The following is a 17339-nucleotide window of genomic DNA, read 5'->3' on the forward strand; positions in this document are numbered from 1 at the left end:
CTCACTCGTCCATGATGTGCTTCAGGCCGGCTCGGAAATAGTCGTAACCGGTGTAAAGCGTTACGAGCGCCGCGACCCACAGCAGCACCAGGCCGGTCTGCGTGGTCAGCGGAAAGATCTTGTCGCCGGCGGGACCGGCGAGCAGGAAGGCGATGGCGACCATCTGGATGGTGGTCTTCCACTTGGCGAGCTGGGTGACCGGCACCGAGACCTTCAGCGCCGCCAGATATTCGCGCAGGCCCGAAACCAGGATTTCGCGGCACAGGATGATGATCGCCGCCCACAGCGACCAGCCGGCAATACCGGCATGGCGGTCGGTGTCGGCTGCCAAGAGCAGCAGGCAGGTGGCGACCAGCAATTTGTCGGCGATCGGATCCAGCATCTTGCCGATGTTGGAGGTCTGCTGCCAGGCGCGCGCAAAATAGCCGTCGAAGTAATCGGTGATCGAGGCGAGCAGGAAAATGACCAGCGCCGACCAGCGGGCGAAGTCGGACGACTTCAGATGGCCCTCGAGGAAAAAGCACAGCACGACCAGCGGCACCGCGACGATGCGGGCGTAGGTGAGGCTATTCGGCAGGTTGAACGCGCGCTGGGCCATGTCGTCTCGGGAAACTCCTGCGTCTGTCGTACTCAAATCAGAAGCCAATGTAGGGGGTCAACAGGCGAGATTCGATTGACCAGGGAAAAATGGCGTGATGTCGCAGGATCCCCTGCGCACGACCCTATCCTCAGCTCTCATGAAAATGATTGTAGACCAGCTTGGCCACGTGCTCGGAAATGCCGTCGACCTTGACCAGGTCCTCGACCGCGGCGCGGCTGACCGCCTTGGCGGTGCCGAAGGCAAGCAGCAGCGCCCGCTTGCGGCCGGGGCCGATGCCGGCGATCTCGTCGAGCGGGCTTTTCACCATCTCCTTCTTGCGCCGCGCCCGGTGCGAGCCGATGGCGAAACGGTGCACCTCGTCGCGCAGGCGCTGGACGAAATAGAGCACCGGATCGCGCACCGGCAGCATGAAGGAGTCCCTGCCCCTGACGAAGAAGCGCTCGCGGCCGGCGTCGCGGTCCGGCCCCTTGGCAATGCCGATGGCCACGACCCGGTCCTCGATACCGAGATCGGCGAGGATCTGGCGCACCGCCGTCATCTGGCCCTGGCCGCCGTCGATCAGGATCACGTCCGGCCAGGCCGGGAAGCCGCCATTGCCGGTGACCAGATCCTCGTCGGCGTCGTCCTGAGGCTCAGCGCCTTCCACAGCGGAAGATTTCTGCTCGTCGCCATGCTCGCGCAGCAAGCGCGAAAAACGCCGCTGCATCACCTCGCGCATCATGCCGAAATCGTCACCTGGCGTGATGTCGGTCGAGCGGATGTTGAACTTGCGGTACTGGTTCTTCACGAACCCTTCCGGGCCGGCGACGACCATGGCGCCGACCGCGTTGGTGCCCATGATGTGCGAGTTGTCGTAGACCTCAATGCGCGTCGGCGGCTTTTCCAAGCCGAAGGTCTCGGCGAAGCCGGTGAGCAGCCGCCCCTGCGTCGAGGTTTCGGCCAGCCGGCGGCCGAGCGCCTCGCGCGCATTCTGCAGCGCATTGTCGGTCAGGTCCTTCTTCTCGCCGCGTTGCGGAACCGAGATCGCTACCTTGCGGCCGGCATGGGTGGACAGCGCCTCGGCGAGCAATTCCTGTTCCTGCGCGGTCTGGGACAAGAGCAGCGTGCGCGCCGGCACCTTGTCGTCATAAAACTGCGCCAGGAACGAGCCCAGCACCTCCGATGCTTCCAGCGCCGGATCGGCCTTGGGGAAATAGGCGCGGTTGCCCCAGTTCTGGCCGGTGCGGAAGAAGAACACCTGGATGCAGACCTGGCCGCCCTCCTGGTGGATGGCAAAGACATCCGCCTCCTCCACCGTCTGCGGGTTGATGCCCTGATGGCTCTGCACATGCGAGAGCGCCGCAAGGCGGTCGCGATAGATCGCGGCGCGTTCGAAGTCGAGCTCTTCGGAGGCCTGCTGCATGGCAGCCGAGATCTCGGTCTTGACCTTCTGGCTGCGGCCGGAGAGGAAATCCTTCGCCTCGGAAACCAGTTCGGCATAACCCTCATGCGAGATCTCGCCGGTGCACGGCCCGGCGCAACGCTTGATCTGGTAGAGCAGGCAGGGCCTTGTGCGGTTTTCGTAGAAAGAGTTGGTGCAGCTGCGCAGCAGGAAGGCGCGTTGCAGCGAATTGATGGTGCGGCCGACCGCGCCGGCCGACGCAAACGGCCCGAAATAGTCGCCCTTGCGCGAGCGCGCGCCGCGATGCTTGTAGATGCCGGGCGAAACATGGTCGCCGGTCAACAGGATGTAGGGAAACGATTTGTCGTCCCGCATCAAGACGTTGAAGCGAGGCCGCAGCCGCTTGATGAGGTTGGCCTCGAGCAACAGCGCCTCGATCTCGGTGCGGGTGACGACGAACTCCATCGTCGAGGTCTCGCGCACCATGCGGCCGATGCGGGCGGTGTGGAAGCGCCCCTGCGCGTAGTTGGTGACGCGCTTCTTCAGGCTGCGCGCCTTGCCAACATAGAGCACGTCGCCGGCGGCGTTCATCATGCGGTAGACGCCGGGCTGATTGGGCAGCCGCTTGACCAACGTCTGGATCACCTCGGCGCCGAGCATGCCGTCGGCATCGCCGGCATGCGGCGTCCAGTCGATGGCCGTGAAGGCGACATCGGGACCGGCGAGCACAGCTTCCGGTTCGACGATCTCCTCAGCCGCCTCGTCCTCGATGTCCATATCGGGGTCGACATCGGGCGGCATGTCGTCAGCCGGGCCGCCGCTTCTGTGTTTCCGGGTTGTGGGACTCATTCCACCATGCCTGTCACATCGGGCGTCTGCCATGCAAGATGCTGGCCGCCATCGAGCGCGATCATCTGGCCGGTGACCGAGCGCGCCTGCCAAAGATAGCGGATTGTGGCGCCGAATTCCGACAATTGCGGGCCGCGCTTCAAGATTAGCCCCTCGACCTGCCTGTCGAAGTCACGGTCCTCCTGGCGCTTGTTCTTCAGCGTCGGCCCGGGACCGATGGCGTTGACGCGGATGCGGGGGCCGAGCGCCTGCGCCAGCATCTCGGTCTGCGTCCACAGCGCCGATTTCGACAGCGCATAAGAGAAATAGCGCGGCGTCGGCCGCCAGACGCGCTGGTCAATGATGTTAACGATCAGGCCCTCCTCACGCTCAGGCAAGGCTCGGGCAAAATTCTGCGCCAGCAGCGCCGGGGTCTTCACATGGATGGCGAAATGGCGGTCCCAGGCCTGCCAGTCGAAATCCTCGACACTGTCGTCAACGAATAAAGAGGCGTTGTTGACGAGCAGCGTGATCGGCCCAAGCGCTGCCTCCGACTGGCCGACGAGGTCACCCACGGCATCCATGTCGGTGAGATCGGCGGCGATCACAGCGGCGCGGCCGCCCTCGCCCTTGATTTTGTTCGCCAGAGCCTCGGCCTCAGCGCCGGAGCGATTGGCGTGGATGGCAACGGCAAAGCCATGCGCGGCAAGGTCCTCGACGATCGCCTTGCCGATCCTTTTGGCTCCACCCGTCACCAGCGCGACGGCGGCGGCTTTGGTCATGCTGTCAATCCTCAATCGGCTTCACGATTCCGCGAAGTCGGCACAATAAGACCGACCAAGCGTTAAATGCCATTTCCACCTAGGGCAGGAATGTGGCGAAGCGGCCCGGACGCGTCATTTTTGGGCTCGGATTCGGGCGCGGCGTCATCGCAATATAGGTCGCGACATCCCTTGAACCAAGCGGTGTGCAGCGCAACATAGTTAGCCTGCTGACATTTCGCTGTTGCGAAGATGCAACATCAAGTTTCGGCCTCATTCGCGCCAGGGAATGACCCAAGTTCAGGTTCGCTTCAGCCGTATTTCAACACGACATTTGGAACCGTAGAGCGCCAGGCTCGTTTATCCCCCGGACGGGCCGGGGCGTTCAAGAACAACAAGCCTAAGTGTCTTGTGGCTTAAGGAGTATATAATGAAGACCAATCTTAAATTCGCGCCGCTCGCCGCCGCGCTCGGGCTGTTCGCCTTCGCCGGCACCGCGTTTGCGGCCGACGTCGTTTCGGAAGAGCCCCCGGCTCCCGCCCCGGCTGCCGAACTCCCAGTCGCTGCCTGGGCCGGCCCCTATGCCGGTATTAGCCTCGGCTACGGCTTCGGCGGTCACGCCAACGCCAAGGACCAGGGCGTCAACGTGAAGACCAAGGGCTTCGTCGGCGGCGTTTTCGGCGGCTACAACTGGCAGCAGGAAAACTTCGTCTACGGCGCTGAAGCCGACCTCGGCTACAACGGCACCAAGGGTTCCAGCAACGGCATCGACGCCAAGTCGGGTCTCGAAGGCTCGCTGCGCGCCCGTCTCGGCTATGCCGTGACCCCGGAAATCCTGCTCTACGGCACGGGCGGTGTTGCCGCCAAGAACCAGAAGATCGAGGACAGCTTCACTGGCGTCAGCGACAGCAAGGGCGTTGTCGGCTGGACCGCCGGCGCCGGTACCGACATCAAGATCACGGACAACGTGTTCGGCCGCGTCGAATACCGCTACACCGACTTCGGCAGCCACAGCTTCGGCGACGAGGGCAAGGTCAAGTCCTCGGACAACCGCGTCACCTTCGGCGTCGGTATGAAGTTCTAAGTCTTTAGAGACAAGACACGGAAAAGCCGGGCCTCGCGCCCGGCTTTTTTTTGCGTCCGCGCTATCCCTTGCCTGAGGGGGCGCGAAGGAACGCGGCCTTTGGTAGGTAGAACCTTTGGTAGGTAGAACTTTCATCGACGGTGTTTGGTTGGCCCCAGACACCGAAAGGCCGGCGGGACAGCGCCCTCCTCTGCCCTGCCCGTCCTCCGCAGCAGCTGCGCTGCAGCTTCGGAGGGTGGACCGGGCATCTCCCCACAAGGGGGAGATCAGCTGTAATCACGCCGGCACACAGCCCTTCAGCTCGGGAAACTTCTCATCAAACCGCGCGGCCCAGCGCACCAGCCGGCCGCGGCCCTTTTCCCATTGGCCCGAAAAACGCAGCGCGAGATAGCCGAGGCAGGCGCGCAGCGCTATCTGGCCGGCGGTGATCTTCTTCGGCAGCTTTGGGGGATTGGCGTTGAGCAGGTCGAGTGCTGCGGTGATCTTGCTCCACTGCCGGTCGAGCCAGGGCTGATAGACAAAACTCTCGGGCCGCGTGCGCCGCTCATAGACCATCGACAGCGCGCAATCGCATATGCCGTCGGCCAGAGCCTCAAGGACTTCGGCTTCGAGCCGCTTGTCGGAATTGCGCGGGAAGAGCGCGTTCTTCGACAATCGGTTGAGATGTTGGGTGATGGCGCGGCTGTCGTGGACCGTGCGGCCGTCGTCGAGCACCAGCGTCGGGATCTTGCCCAACGGATTGGCGGTGATCAGCTCGGCCGGCTTGTCCTCGGTCTTGACCGGCACGAGGTCGATGGCGACGCCGGCATGGGCGGCGGCCATGCGGACCTTCGAACTATAGGGAGAGGTGGAGGCGTAGAGCAGCTTGGGCATGATCGGTCCCTGGTTGTTTGCCGACACTGTTGACCGATCACGGTCTGAAGGGCAACGGCCAGCGCCGCGAAACAAGGCGGCCACTGCATCTACAGAATTCGCCTGGCGCACCACGGCAACGAAAAAGCTCCCGGAAGTTTTGCTTGGCAGCAAAATTTCCGAGAGCTTTAGGAGGAGCGTGCGCTCCAGCTTCGCCCGCTGTCATGCCGAACTGGCGAGAGGGGTGCCGACGGCGCCCAGCCTCACCTGTCGCAGCCAGCGGCACGAGGCTACGCGATTACTTCTTGGCGGCCGGCTTCTTTGCCGGAGCTGCCTTCTTCACTGCAGCCGGCGCCTTGGCGGCGGCGGCTTTCATCGGAGCCTTGGCGGCGGGCTTGGCCGCAGCCTTGGGGGCCGGCTTCTTGGCGGCGGGCTTTGCCGCTGCCTTGGCCGCGGGCTTCGCCGCTGCCTTGACGGCTGGCTTGGCTGCTGCCTTCGCTACCGGCTTCTTGGCCGCCGGCTTTGCTGCTGCCTTGGCCGGAGCCTTGGCGGCGGGCTTCGGGGCCGCTGCCTTCTTCACTGCAGGTTTCGCGGCAGCCTTAGCTGCCGGCTTCTTTGCCGGCGCTTTCGCCGCCGGCGCCTTGGTTGTCGTCTTTGCCATGCGATGCCCCTTGCGTTTTGCCTAAGGTCATGAGTGACCCGGCGTGTTCATGCATATCTGACTCGCGACTGTCTAGCCAGCGAAGCAACACAATGAATTTCAGTTATTGAATTTTGGTTACACGAGACGCACGATCATGCATGTCATCGCAAAATTGTGAGCGAATCTATCACTTTCCAAATGGCGGCCTGAAGGAGAGATTTTCCTGCGCCTTCTATCGTCGGATCATCCATCCGCAAGCCGGAAGATCTTGATCACAGAATGTGAGCTGTTCGCTCGCAATAGACAACTGGCCCGGCAACGCCGACTTGATCTTGTCCAGTGACAATATCTGCAGGTTAACCGGCCCAAGTCGGAGATGTCGTCGCAACGAAAGCTTGGCGTTGCAAAGTGAGCCTTATGCTCACATTCGTCGGCTTCAAACTATGGCCTGCGCAGCCTCGCGCGCACCGGCCAGGCGGCGCGCCGGTTCAGCCTTGTGCAGATAAACGGCATAAGTATCCCAGGGCGGCGAGACCGCGATCTGGGCCAGGATGCGGCCGATCTCGCCGCGATGGTAGCCGCCGTGCAGGACGACATGCGTCAGCATCTCCTGCCTGGTCATGCAGCCCTTGTCGCCATCGGTGAAGGTAAAGGCGACCGGTTCCGCAAGCGCTTGTTCCGAAACGGTTTCGAGATAGTCGAGATACCAGCGATCGGCGGCAGTCATCGCCGTGCGCAGCGCGGCCGGCGCCGGCGTCTCCTCGGTGTTGTCGCTCGCATAGCCATGGGCGACGCCGGTCAGATGCGCGGCGAAGATCCGAGACACGACATGGATGTGGTTCATCAGCCGGATCGCCGCATGACGCGCTTCCGCGTTGCTCGAAGGATCGAGACCTGCGAGCTTTTCCAGGAGCTCGTCATTCGCCCATCCCTGATAGACAAGCAGGCTTTTCAGCAAGGTCTTGGCGCTCATCGGCGGTCTCCGTTCGTCCGGGCAATTGCGGGCGCAAAGCCGCGCCGCTTTTCCTGGAATTGCATTGGAATTGAATGTGAGTATCCTGTTTATATTCTCGGGGAACCGGCCAGGATGTCTACTCGCATTGCAAAGCCAGCTCCGCGCATGCGCAAGGCGCCGCGCCAGGCGCGTTCAATCGCTACCGTCGAGGCGATCATCGAGGCCGGTGCTCGCGTTCTGAGCGAGCTTGGCTGGGCGGGCTTCAGCACCAACAAGGTCGCCGAGGCCGCGGGTGTCAGCATCGGCTCGCTCTATCAATACTTCCCCGACAAGCTCGCTTTGGTCGAGGCGATTCGGCGTCGCCACTTCGATCAGGTGCTGTCGGTGATTCGCGAAGCGGCGGCGGATCGCAAGCCGCTCAGGCAGTTCGCGCGCGAGCTGGTGCGCGGCATGATCGCGGCGCACTCGATACATCCGACGCTGCACCAGGTGCTGCTCGACGAGGCGCCCGGCGACCGCGGCTCGCGCGCCGCGCATGCCTCGTTCCAGGCGCGTTACCTCGAACATTACACGGCGGCGGTGGCGCAGTATCGCAGGCGCCTCAAAGACACCGAGACGATGGCGCGCGTGCTGTCCTCGGCGATCGAGGGCGTGATCCACAATGCGGCGCGCCGCGACATGCTCGAAGCGCCAGACCTGCAGAAGCAACTCATCGAGCTGATCTCGGCCTATCTGTCTCCCGCGACACGCTGACGAGGACCAGCCGGAGCGGTGGCGGTCACGTTGCTGTCGCCGTTTGGGATCGCCGCGACATCAACAGCGCCGACGATCCTCGCGATGACGCCCACGCGCACCATGAGCCCAACCGTGTGTTGTCAATTCGAACTTAAATTTTCACGGCGTTGTCGATTCAGCCGACGCCTGTTCGTCGTATCATCGCAACAACCAACCGAAGGAAAATACCGATGCGCTTCATGATGCTGATGATCCCCGGCGGCTACGCGACCGCAGCTCCCGACGTCAGGCCCGAAGCCGAAGCCGTGGCGACGATGATGAAATACAATGAAGAGCTGAAGCGGGCCGGCGTGCTGCTGGCGCTCGACGGACTGCATCCGCCGGCCTCCGGCGCGCGGGTCAGCTTCAAGGGCGGCAAGCCGGCTGTCACCGACGGCCCCTTCGCCGAAGTCAAGGAAGTGCTCGGCGGCTACTGGGTGATCGACGTGCGCTCGCGCGAGGAAGCCGTCGAATGGGCGCGCCGCTGCCCGGCCGGCGAAAATGACATCATCGAGGTCCGCCAGGTGTTCGAGATGAGCGATTTTCCCGAGGACGTCCAGAAGGCAACCGAAGGCTTCAGAGAGCTTAAGGATTGACCGCGACGGCAAATCTGGAAGCGGTCTGGCGGATCGAGCACCCAAAACTCGCCGCCAGGCTGACGCGCACCCTGCGTGATGTCGGGCTGGCCGAGGAGCTGGTGCAGGATGCTTTCCTGCTGGCGCTGGAGCGCTGGCCCAGGGACGGCATCCCGGACAATCCAGCTGCCTGGTTGACACGCGTGGCCACCAACCGGGCGCTCGACCGGCTGCGCCGCACCGTGCGGATCGACGGCAAGCACCAGCAGCTTGCAATCGATCTCGCCGAACTGGAAAGCCGGATGCCCGACATCGAGGCGGCGCTGGACGAGGATATCGACGACGATCTGCTGCGGCTGATCTTCACCGCTTGTCATCCGGTGCTGCCGGCCGAGCAGCGCGTGGCGCTGGCGCTGCGCATGCTGGGCGGCCTGTCGACGCCCGAGATCGCCCGCGCCTTCCTGGTGCCGGAGGCCACCGTCGCCCAGCGCATCGTGCGCGCCAAGCGGGCGCTGCGCAACGCCGAGATCCCGTTCGATACGCCGCGCGGCGAAGAACGAGCCAAGCGCCTGGGCGCCGTGCTCGAGGTGGTCTACCTGATCTTCAACGAAGGCTATGTCGCGTCCTCCGGCCCGGACTGGCTGCGCGCGGATCTGAGCAACGAGGCGATGCGCCTCGGCCGACTGCTGGCGTCGCTGATGCCGGACGAGCCGGAAGCGCTCGGGCTGCTTAGCCTGATGGAGCTCAACGCGTCGCGCTTTGCCGCCCGCACCGACAAAGCCGGCAATCCGATCCTGTTGCTCGACCAGGACCGCGGCCGCTGGGACTGGTCGCTGATCCGTCGCGGCCTCGACGGGCTCAACCGCGCCATGAAGCTCGCGCCGACACCCGGCCCCTACCAACTGCAGGCGATGATCGCCGCATGCCACGCCCGCGCGGCAAGTGTCGCCGATACCGACTGGATCGCCATTGCCGCCTATTACCAGGCGCTGGCACTTGCCGCGCCCTCGCCCGTCGTCGAGGTCAACCGCGCGGTCGCCGTCGGCATGGCTTTCGGCGCGGCGCAGGGCCTGGCGGTCGCCGACACACTGCGCGACGAGCCGCGGCTCAAGGACACGCATCTGTTGCCCACCGTGCGCGGCGAAATGCTGGAGCGGCTTGGGCGGCTGGAAGAAGCCCGCGCGGAGTTTCGTCGCGCGGCTGAACTGACCGGCAATGAGAAGGAGCGCGCGTTGCTGCTGGGGCGGGCTGGGGGCGATGGCACCTGAGAAGCAAGAGAGATAGGCCGGCGGGACAGCGCCCCCCTCTGCCCTGCCGGGCATCTCCCCCACAAGGGGGAGATCAGATGGCGCGCCGGCTTTCGCCAATCTCAAACGTCCAAAAGGAAAGCGGGGCGCCGAAGCTGCCAATCTCCCCCTCGTGGGGGAGATTGTCTGGCAGGACAGAGAGGGGCGCCGTAGAGCGCCTACCTCAACTGTCTACCGGCGAGCATCGATTATCTGAGCACGCGGCAGCGGCCGTTATAGACCAGCCAGCGGTCGAAGCCGGAGACGCAGAACTCGACATTGTCGCCGATCGAGGCAAAGCCCTGGCCTTCCTCGATCAGGTAGAAGATAGAGCGGTCGCGGCCGTCCGACAGATTGACGGTGGCGCGGCAATAGTGGCGGCCGATCGGCCATTCGTCGCTGGACGGCTCATAGCGATGCTGGCGGATGTTGCGGAAATCGGTGATCGCGACATCCGGCAAATGCGGCACGTGATGCACCTGGTAGGAGAAGCGGTCGGTGATCTTGCTCAGCACCCAGCTTTCGCCGCAGACGCTGCCGTCATCCTGGGTGTAGGTGGACAGGTCGGCGGCCTGCGCCGCCCGGGTGAAACCCAGCGGAGCGGCAAACGGGGTGGACAGCGCAAGCAGCGCAGCAAGAGCGGAATGGGCGAAGCGAGTCATGACAGCCTCTCAAGGTCGGTTGTGCGCACTGTGCGGATCTCGCTTGGCGGCGGTCAAGCGGGTGCGAAAACAATGGTTTCTGACAAATTTCGTTCCAGGCACGGCCGGCTAACTACGCAGCTGCGGCAAGCAGCAGTCCGCCGATGACGGCGAAATTGATAAGGAATGCATTGCGCTGCACCTGCCGCTCCGGCTCCTCGGCGGTCCAGAAGCGCAGCAGCATGAAATTCGCCGCCAAGGTGAAAACGGCCAGCGCTCCGGCCGCGAAAGGCGGCGCGAAACCGAGCGCAAGCATCAGGCCGGCGAAGATTTCGATCGCCGATCCGGCAGCGAGCATCAGCGCCGGAGCCCGGACCTTCCGGCTCGCCAGGTAGTCGCGCATCGCCTTGAATTTCACGAAATGCTCGATGCCGGCAGAGACGAACACGCCGCCGAGAAGGAGAGCGCCAAGCGCTTGGATGAATGCGACATGCATGACGACCTCCTTTCGACGCAGTGTTTTGCTTCACTCCGGGACGAAGGCCGGGTTGTAGACGACTTCCCACAGATGATCGTCGGGATCCTGGAAATAGCCGGCATAGCCGCCCCAGAAGGTCTTTTGCGCCGGCTTGACCACGCGCGCGCCGGCCGTGATTGCCTGAGCCATCACGGCATCCACCTCTTTCTCGCTGCCGACATTGTGGCCGATGGTCAACTCGGTTGGGCTGCGGCCGCTTTGCGGTACGCCCGCATCGTGGGCGATGTTGGCGCGTTCGAAGATGGCGAACTTCAGGCCGCCGGCGAGATCGAAGAAGGCGACGGCGCCATGCTCGAACTCGCGGCCGATGATGCCTTCGGTCGGCAGGCCGAGGCCGTCACGGTAGAATTTCAACGACGCTTCGAGATCGTCGACGCCGAGCGTCAGCACGGTGATGCGCGCTTTCATTTTCCTCACTCCTTTCTATATTCGTGACCACGTCCGGAGGATGTGGTCCAGCGACGGCGCCCGAGACGCCATCAAGCTGGGGCTGTTTTTGCCACGGCAGAGACCGCAGGCCTTGAAGATTTCGGCCAAAATGGTCGACGAAGCGATCCGGCTGAGCACAGAGCCGACGAAACCGGAGACGAGATGGAAGCGGTCCTGGCGCAAAGCACAGGCTTCTTCAGGGAAAGGCCAGCGGCAGCCGGCTTGGCCAGCATCTTTTCCGCTGTCTGGGTCCACCGCATGGACGACGGCGATGCCCCACCCATCGTGATCACGCCCGACGCGACCATCGACCTGCAATGGATCGACGGTCGCTTCCGGGTCGCCGGCCCTGACAAGGAACCGCAGATCGAGCGGCCCGCCGCCGGCGCCACCGTCATCGGCTTTCGCTTCCGGCCCGGCGCCGCCGCCGGCTGGCTCGGCGTGCCGGCCGGCGAGATCGTCGGCGGGCGGTTCGCGCTTGAAGATTTGTGGGGCACGCGCAGCCGCGAGCTGTCGGACCGCATCAAGGCAACGCCCGACCTCGCCGACACGGTGCGGCAGCTCGAAGAAACCATCGGCCTGCACACGCAAGGGCGCGCGGCGCTCGACCCTCAGATGGGCCGGGCCTTCACGGCCATCGACGACGGCCTGCCACCGGAAACGCCGCTGGTTCCCTTCCTGCTTGGCCGTCTTGTCATGAGCGAGCGCACGCTGAGGCGACGATTCGAGGATGCCTTCGGCTATGGCCCGAAGACGCTCGATCGCATCCTGCGCTTCCATCGCTTCCGGCGCTTGCAAAGACTATCAGGCGATGCCTCGACTGCGCAGCTTGCGATCGAGGCCGGCTATGCCGACCAGGCGCATCTGATCCGCGAAAGCCGCAGGCTGACCGGCGTCACGCCCGCAGCGCTGGCGGACAGCGTCGCGCGGCCTGGCTGAACTGCGGTCGCCGCCCTATTCGCCGGCCAGCCAATCCATTGTCCAGCGTGACGGCCCCACGGCAAGCAGCTTGTGCAGCGCCGGCAGCAGCAGCCGCAATTCGCCTTCCAGCGTATAGGGCGGATTGACCACCACCAGCCCGCTGCCGTCGAGGCTGGGCTCGTTCGACGCCGGTCGAATGTCGAAGGCGATGTCGAGGATTTTGGGAATACCCGCTTCTTTCAGCGCCGCGCGGAAGGCGTTCACCGCCTTGCGGTCCTTGATCGGATACCAGAGCGCATAGATGCCGCCCGGCCAGCGCCGGTACGCCTTTTGCAGGCCGTCGACGAGGCGCGGGAACTCACCCTGCTCCTCGAATGGCGGGTCGATAAGCACCATGCCGCGCTTTTCCTTGGGCGGCAGATGCGCGCCGAGCGCCAGCCAGCCGTCGAGCTCGATCACCCTTGCCTGGAAATCATCGGCTAGGACCGATTTCAGCCGCTCGACGTCTTCGCGATGCAATTCGATCGCCGTCAACCGATCCTGGTTGCGCAGGAGATGGCGCACGATCAGCGGCGAGCCGGGATAGCGCCGGAGATTGCCATCCGGGTTCAGCGCCCGCACCGCCTCCAGATAGGGCTCAAGCAGCGCCGCCGCTTTCGCTTCGAGCTTGGCCTCGAACACCCGGCCGATGCCGCCCTGCCACTCACCTGTCTTGCCGGCCTCGACCGAGGCGAGATTGTAACGGCCGATGCCGGCATGGGTATCGACAACGCGAAAAGCCTTGTCCTTCTGCTTCAGATAGTCGACCAGGCGGGCAAGCACCGCGTGCTTGACGACATCGGCGAAATTGCCGGCGTGATAGGCGTGACGGTAGTTCATTTGGACGATCCGTTGCGGCCCCAGCGCGGTGGCGGCGGCTGCGAGTTGGGGTTCTGCGGGCGGCTCGCGCCGCGGCCGAATACGAGCGAAAGCACGAACCCGACCAGGCCGATGCCCATGAGCGCATAGCCCGCCAGCCGCATTTTTTCGTCGATCGAACCGGCGCCGGCGCGCAGGATCAGGTCGACCGCGCGCATATCGATACCGTCGGCATCGCCTGGGCCGACGGTGAAGAGGTATGGGCCGGGCGTGACGGTCCCGATCACGCCGGCCTCGTCGCGAAAGATCTTGTCGGGCAGTTGCGGGCTGACCTGGCGCGGATTGTCGGTGTGGTTGAAGGACAGCGTCGAGGCGAGCACTGTACGCCCGCCGCCGGCCGCCGTCAGCGTCAGCAGCGTGCGCTGCTGGCCGGCGATGCGTTCGGCCCGCGCGGTGAGATCGACGAGCACGCGAACGGGCGCATCATTTGCCGTGAGTTGCACCGTCAACGGCCGGAAACGACCGCTTTCATAGACCCGGTACATGCCGATCGCGTGGCCGGAGAAATTGCTCATCGCCCAAGGGTAGAAGATGCCGATGGCGGCGCCGGCGATCAGGACAAGAATGGACAGAAAGCGCATTCAGAGACGAACCTTGCAGCTGGAGCGTTTCACCGTTTCAGGGAAACGGCGAACCGCTCCAGCCCTTTGTCCTGACGCAGTTCCGGACGAAAAACCGCGACACACTTTTCCTGGAATTGCTCTTTGTCTTGACGCAATTCCGGACGGAAAACCGCGACACACTTTTCCTGGAATTGCTTTAGCTTGCATTTGCACCGTCACGGATGCGCTCCATTTCGTCCAGCAGCATTTCGAGGCCGAGATCGAAGGTCTTGTCGAATTCCGCTTGGGCGAAAAAGCGGCCGGCGGCGGCGACGTTTGGAAAGTCGCGGCCAAGCTGTTCGTCGCTGACCATCGTGACGGCCGACGGACCTTTGGCATAGCCCAAAGTCTCGTCCAGCACTGCGCCGCTTAGATAGTAACCAACGACGCGAAACAGCCTGGCGGCCATCTCTCGATCAAATCCGCCGTCATTGAACAGGCCGACGATACGGTCCAGATAGCCAAGACAGGCAGGTGAATTCATGCGGTAGGTCAGGAAATACGCGGCGAACGCCGGATGCTCACGTCCGACCCGGCGGTAGTCCAGCACCGCCATGCGCATCCTCTGCCGCCATGGCAATTCCGGATCCGGCACCTCAAGCGAGCCAAAGAGCCGGTCGACCAACGCTTCGTAGAGATGCGCCTGCGAGGGGAAGTGATGGTAGATGCTCATCGCCTCGCAGCCGAGCGCCGCGGCAAGCTTGCGCATCGAAAAGCCGGCAAGCCCTTCCCGTTCGATCACCTCATAGGCGGCGTCCTCGATCATCTCGCGGGAGAGTTTTCCGCGGGTTCGCTTTTTTTTGCTCGATGCATCCATGGCGCCGCTTGACAACTTACACTGTAAGGTTCATTTTCCACACACCTTACATCGTAAGGCTAACAAAAACCAGAGGAGAACATCATGTCAGTCATTCGCATCGCTTCAACCATGCATTCCTGCCTTCGTTCCACCTCGCTCATCGCCGCCGCGGGCTTGTTTGCCGCCGCCGTACTGGCTGCCTCGCCTTCCAGGGCCGATGATTATGACGCCGCGCTCAAGGACATCCAGTCGACGATGGGCGGCGTGCCCGGCTTCGTGAAACAATTCCCGAAAGCCGGTCTGCCCGGCGCGTGGGCCGAGGTCAAGGCCATTGAGCTCAGCGACAAGACGGCGCTGACGCCGAAAGAGAAATCGCTGATCTCGCTGGCGGTCGCGGCGCAGATTCCTTGCAGCTACTGCATCTGGTCGGACACCGAGGACGCAAAGCGCGCCGGCGCCACCGTCGAGGAAATCCAGGAGGCGGTCGCCATGGCGGCGCTGACGAGGCATTGGAGCACCATCTTCAACGGCATGCAGGTCGACTTCAATCAGTTCAAGAAGGACATGGGCGGGCAGTGAGCGCTCAGTTCATGGATGGACGGGCGATCGCTCGTCCATCCATGACAGCCATTGGGGTCGCGTTCAACGCCTCAACCAAGCATGTGGATTCGCCGCGGCCGCTGCTCTATAGGAACAGCCTTCGTCCGGACGGGCGAACCCTTTGGAGACCTGGTTGAAGCGAGCGATATCGATAATCGTCACCCTGGCGCTGCTGGCATGGCTGGTCAGCGACTCGCGCTGGAAGATGGTCGGCAATGCCTTCGCCAGCATCACGCCCGGCGCCTTCGCGGCGGTGACGGTGGCGCTGTTCGTCACTTATGTGCTCAGGGCGCTGCGCGTCTGCGACGAATTTCGCGACGACATCAACGGCCGCTTCGGCGCCACGCTGCGCGTCATCCTGATCCACAACGCGATGATCAATGTGGTGCCGTTCCGCGGCGGCGAGACCGCCTTTCCGATCCTGTTGCGTCAGGTGTTCGGCATTTCGATCGTGCGCGCCAGCGCCTCGCTCTTGTGGTTCCGGCTGCAAGACGCCTTCGTCGTCGGCGTGCTCGCTTGCCTGGTGTGGCCCGGCCTGCACCCGGCGCTCAGGGCCGCCGGCATCGCGGCGCTGGTCGCCGCCGCCTGGTATCTGCCGCGCTGGGCGCGCGCGCCGCATGACTGGAGCGGGCGCGGCAAGATCGTGTCGAAGCTTGGGCGTCTGCGCGACATCTTCACCGAGGCCACGGGGCGCTCCCGCTACGGCTGGTGGTGGACGGTCGCCAACTGGACGCTGAAGCTTGCCGTGCAGGGCTGGCTGCTCGCCATGCTGCGCCACACCTCCTTCCAGACCGCATTCCCGGGCGCCGTCGGCGCCGAGGCCGCCGCCATCCTGCCGGTGCAGGGTGTCGCCGGTTTCGGCACCTATGAAGCGGGCGCGGCCGCGGCATTGCTTTATTCCGGCATCGCCATGAAAGAGGGCCTGCAGGCGGCGCTTGCGCTTCACCTCTTCATCTTCTGCTCGGCCGTCGCTACCGGGGCGATCGCCTGGCTGTTCCCCTCAAATCGACGCTGCCGGAAACACCGGCGGCCGGACCGGCAAGGAAATGACCGCCATGAACGTGCTTCCCATTCCCGCATCGGGATTGCCCGAGGGCGCCATCATGCCCGAGCACAAGCTCTCCATCGTCATCCCGATGTACAACGAGGCCGACAATGTCGAGCCGTTGCTGGTGCGCATCCACCAGGCGATGGAAAACTACAGCCAGCCCTGGGAAGTGGTGCTGGTCGACGACGGCAGCACGGATGCGACGCCGGCCGAAATCCGCAGGTTCGCCGCAGTGTACGGGCCGCATGTGCATGGCGTCGAGCTGGTGCGCAACTACAAGCAGACCGCCGCCATGCAGGCCGGCCTCGATGCGGCGCGCGGCGATGTCATCGCGACGCTCGACGGCGACCTGCAGAACGACCCGTTCGACATTCCGCGCATGGTCTATCGCCTTTTGACCGAAGATCTCGACCTCGTCGCCGGCTGGCGCAAGGACCGCCAGGAGGGGTTCTGGATGCGCCGCCTGCCGTCGCGCATCGCCAACCGGCTTATCGCGCGGGTCACCGGTGTGCGGCTCAACGATTATGGCTGCAGCCTGAAAGTGTTCCGCGGCAGCGTCATCCGCAGCGTGCGGCTTTATGGCGAGATGCACCGCTTCATCCCCGCATGGCTGGCGACGGTGACGACGCCGCGCCGCATCTCGGAGGAAGTGGTGACGCACCACGCCCGTATCCACGGCCAGTCGAAATACGGCATCTCGCGCACCTTCCGCGTCGTGCTCGACCTCGTCTTCATGTTCTTCTTCATGCGCTACCGCACAAGGCCCGGCCATTTCTTCGGCGGCATCGGCATCGTGCTCGGCGTGCTCGGCTCGCTGATCCTGGCCTATCTGTTCGCGATCAAGGTTTTCTGGGGCCAGGACATCGGCACCAGGCCGATGCTCATCACCGGATTCTTCCTAGTGATCGCCGGGCTGCAGGCGGTGACGTCGGGTGTGCTCGCCGAAATGCTATCGCGCATCTATCTCGAGTCCAACGGCGCGCTCGCTTATGTGGCGCGGCCGCAGCCGGCGCATGGCGCGGGCGATGGCTGGCACTGGCCGGACAAGCCGGCGATCGAAAAGCCGAAGTCGCGCCGGAAGTGATCCGGCCTGCTCGGCATCG

General features: G+C 64.1%; 19 protein-coding genes and 1 pseudogene. 8 read left to right on the plus strand and 12 right to left on the minus strand.

Going from position 1 to position 17339, the window contains the following annotated elements; all coding sequences use genetic code 11:
* Position 1 precedes the first annotated feature (1 nt).
* From pgsA to ACVDG8_RS05940, 3 genes are all read right to left on the minus strand, one after another.
* Positions 2-598: a CDP-diacylglycerol--glycerol-3-phosphate 3-phosphatidyltransferase gene (gene pgsA, locus ACVDG8_RS05930; RefSeq protein WP_447253880.1), complete on the minus strand. Its 597-nt coding sequence runs from the start codon at positions 596-598 to the stop codon at positions 2-4.
* A gap of 130 nt (positions 599-728) precedes the next feature.
* Entirely contained in the window at positions 729-2831 is a 2103-nt protein-coding gene (gene uvrC, locus ACVDG8_RS05935; protein ID WP_447253881.1) for an excinuclease ABC subunit UvrC, read from the minus strand.
* Entirely contained in the window at positions 2828-3592 is a 765-nt protein-coding gene (locus ACVDG8_RS05940; protein WP_447253882.1) for an SDR family oxidoreductase, read from the minus strand. Before ACVDG8_RS05940 ends, uvrC begins: the two co-directional genes overlap by 4 nt.
* Before the next feature lie 409 nt (positions 3593-4001).
* On the opposite strand from ACVDG8_RS05940, the gene ACVDG8_RS05945 reads away from it, so the two are divergent.
* Positions 4002-4655 carry an outer membrane protein gene (locus ACVDG8_RS05945; RefSeq protein ID WP_447253883.1) on the plus strand — a complete coding sequence of 218 codons (654 nt, stop codon included), beginning with the start codon at positions 4002-4004 and terminating at the stop codon, positions 4653-4655.
* Positions 4656-4931: 276 nt separating this feature from the next.
* Here ACVDG8_RS05945 and ACVDG8_RS05950 read toward each other — a convergent pair whose 3' ends face one another.
* The 3 genes from ACVDG8_RS05950 to ACVDG8_RS05960 all read right to left on the minus strand — a co-directional run bounded on the left by ACVDG8_RS05950 (position 4932) and on the right by ACVDG8_RS05960 (position 7123).
* Positions 4932-5528 carry a glutathione S-transferase gene (locus ACVDG8_RS05950; protein WP_447253884.1) on the minus strand — a complete coding sequence of 199 codons (597 nt, stop codon included), beginning with the start codon at positions 5526-5528 and terminating at the stop codon, positions 4932-4934.
* A 277-nt stretch (positions 5529-5805) separates the two neighbouring features.
* Positions 5806-6168, minus strand: coding sequence for a hypothetical protein (locus tag ACVDG8_RS05955; RefSeq protein WP_455707587.1), 363 nt, complete (start codon positions 6166-6168; stop codon positions 5806-5808).
* 418 nt (positions 6169-6586) lie between these two features.
* Positions 6587-7123 (minus strand): DinB family protein, encoded by a 537-nt coding sequence (locus ACVDG8_RS05960; protein ID WP_447253886.1) that lies wholly within the window; start codon positions 7121-7123, stop codon positions 6587-6589.
* A 147-nt stretch (positions 7124-7270) separates the two neighbouring features.
* Here ACVDG8_RS05960 and ACVDG8_RS05965 point away from each other — a divergent pair, with 147 nt between their 5' ends.
* The 3 genes from ACVDG8_RS05965 to ACVDG8_RS05975 all read left to right on the plus strand — a co-directional run bounded on the left by ACVDG8_RS05965 (position 7271) and on the right by ACVDG8_RS05975 (position 9722).
* Positions 7271-7858 carry a TetR/AcrR family transcriptional regulator gene (locus ACVDG8_RS05965; RefSeq protein WP_447257241.1) on the plus strand — a complete coding sequence of 196 codons (588 nt, stop codon included), beginning with the start codon at positions 7271-7273 and terminating at the stop codon, positions 7856-7858.
* A gap of 212 nt (positions 7859-8070) precedes the next feature.
* The gene (locus tag ACVDG8_RS05970) at positions 8071-8475 is read left to right on the plus strand and encodes a YciI family protein (RefSeq protein ID WP_447253887.1); all 405 of its coding nucleotides are present in this window, start codon (positions 8071-8073) and stop codon (positions 8473-8475) included.
* Positions 8472-9722: an RNA polymerase sigma factor gene (locus tag ACVDG8_RS05975; protein WP_447253888.1), complete on the plus strand. Its 1251-nt coding sequence runs from the start codon at positions 8472-8474 to the stop codon at positions 9720-9722. Before ACVDG8_RS05970 ends, ACVDG8_RS05975 begins: the two co-directional genes overlap by 4 nt.
* A 227-nt stretch (positions 9723-9949) precedes the next feature.
* On the opposite strand, the gene ACVDG8_RS05980 is transcribed toward ACVDG8_RS05975, so the two are convergent.
* The 3 genes from ACVDG8_RS05980 to ACVDG8_RS05990 all read right to left on the minus strand — a co-directional run bounded on the left by ACVDG8_RS05980 (position 9950) and on the right by ACVDG8_RS05990 (position 11327).
* On the minus strand, positions 9950-10402 hold the full coding sequence (locus tag ACVDG8_RS05980; protein ID WP_447253889.1) for a hypothetical protein: 453 nt from the start codon (positions 10400-10402) through the stop codon (positions 9950-9952).
* Between the two features lie 112 nt (positions 10403-10514).
* A complete protein-coding gene (locus ACVDG8_RS05985; protein ID WP_447253890.1) occupies positions 10515-10877 on the minus strand; it encodes a DoxX family membrane protein in 363 nt (120 codons plus the stop codon).
* 30 nt (positions 10878-10907) lie between these two features.
* Complete coding sequence (locus tag ACVDG8_RS05990; protein WP_447253891.1) at positions 10908-11327, minus strand: VOC family protein; 420 nt, start codon at positions 11325-11327, stop codon at positions 10908-10910.
* Between the two features lie 183 nt (positions 11328-11510).
* On the opposite strand from ACVDG8_RS05990, the gene ACVDG8_RS05995 reads away from it, so the two are divergent.
* Positions 11511-12287: a helix-turn-helix domain-containing protein gene (locus ACVDG8_RS05995; protein WP_447253892.1), complete on the plus strand. Its 777-nt coding sequence runs from the start codon at positions 11511-11513 to the stop codon at positions 12285-12287.
* A 15-nt stretch (positions 12288-12302) separates the two neighbouring features.
* Here the strand turns inward: ACVDG8_RS05995 and ACVDG8_RS06000 are convergent, their stop codons facing one another.
* From ACVDG8_RS06000 to ACVDG8_RS06010, 3 genes are all read right to left on the minus strand, one after another.
* On the minus strand, positions 12303-13148 hold the full coding sequence (locus tag ACVDG8_RS06000) for a 23S rRNA (adenine(2030)-N(6))-methyltransferase RlmJ (RefSeq protein ID WP_447253893.1): 846 nt from the start codon (positions 13146-13148) through the stop codon (positions 12303-12305).
* The gene (locus tag ACVDG8_RS06005; RefSeq protein ID WP_447253894.1) at positions 13145-13768 is read right to left on the minus strand and encodes a hypothetical protein; all 624 of its coding nucleotides are present in this window, start codon (positions 13766-13768) and stop codon (positions 13145-13147) included. The genes ACVDG8_RS06000 and ACVDG8_RS06005 overlap by 4 nt, the downstream gene beginning before the upstream one ends.
* Positions 13769-13946: 178 nt before the next feature.
* Positions 13947-14555, minus strand: a complete 609-nt coding sequence (locus tag ACVDG8_RS06010) for a TetR/AcrR family transcriptional regulator (RefSeq protein ID WP_447253895.1) — start codon at positions 14553-14555, stop codon at positions 13947-13949.
* 135 nt (positions 14556-14690) lie between these two features.
* Here ACVDG8_RS06010 and ACVDG8_RS06015 point away from each other — a divergent pair, with 135 nt between their 5' ends.
* From ACVDG8_RS06015 to ACVDG8_RS06025, 3 genes and pseudogenes are all read left to right on the plus strand, one after another.
* A complete protein-coding gene (locus tag ACVDG8_RS06015) occupies positions 14691-15167 on the plus strand; it encodes a carboxymuconolactone decarboxylase family protein (RefSeq protein WP_447253896.1) in 477 nt (158 codons plus the stop codon).
* Positions 15168-15321: 154 nt separating this feature from the next.
* A pseudogene (locus ACVDG8_RS06020) lies at positions 15322-16101 on the plus strand (lysylphosphatidylglycerol synthase domain-containing protein); the annotation flags it as partial.
* A gap of 142 nt (positions 16102-16243) precedes the next feature.
* A complete protein-coding gene (locus ACVDG8_RS06025) occupies positions 16244-17320 on the plus strand; it encodes a glycosyltransferase family 2 protein (protein ID WP_447253898.1) in 1077 nt (358 codons plus the stop codon).
* Positions 17321-17339: the final 19 nt, after the last annotated feature.

It is taken from the genome of Mesorhizobium sp. ORM8.1 (assembly GCF_053005525.2).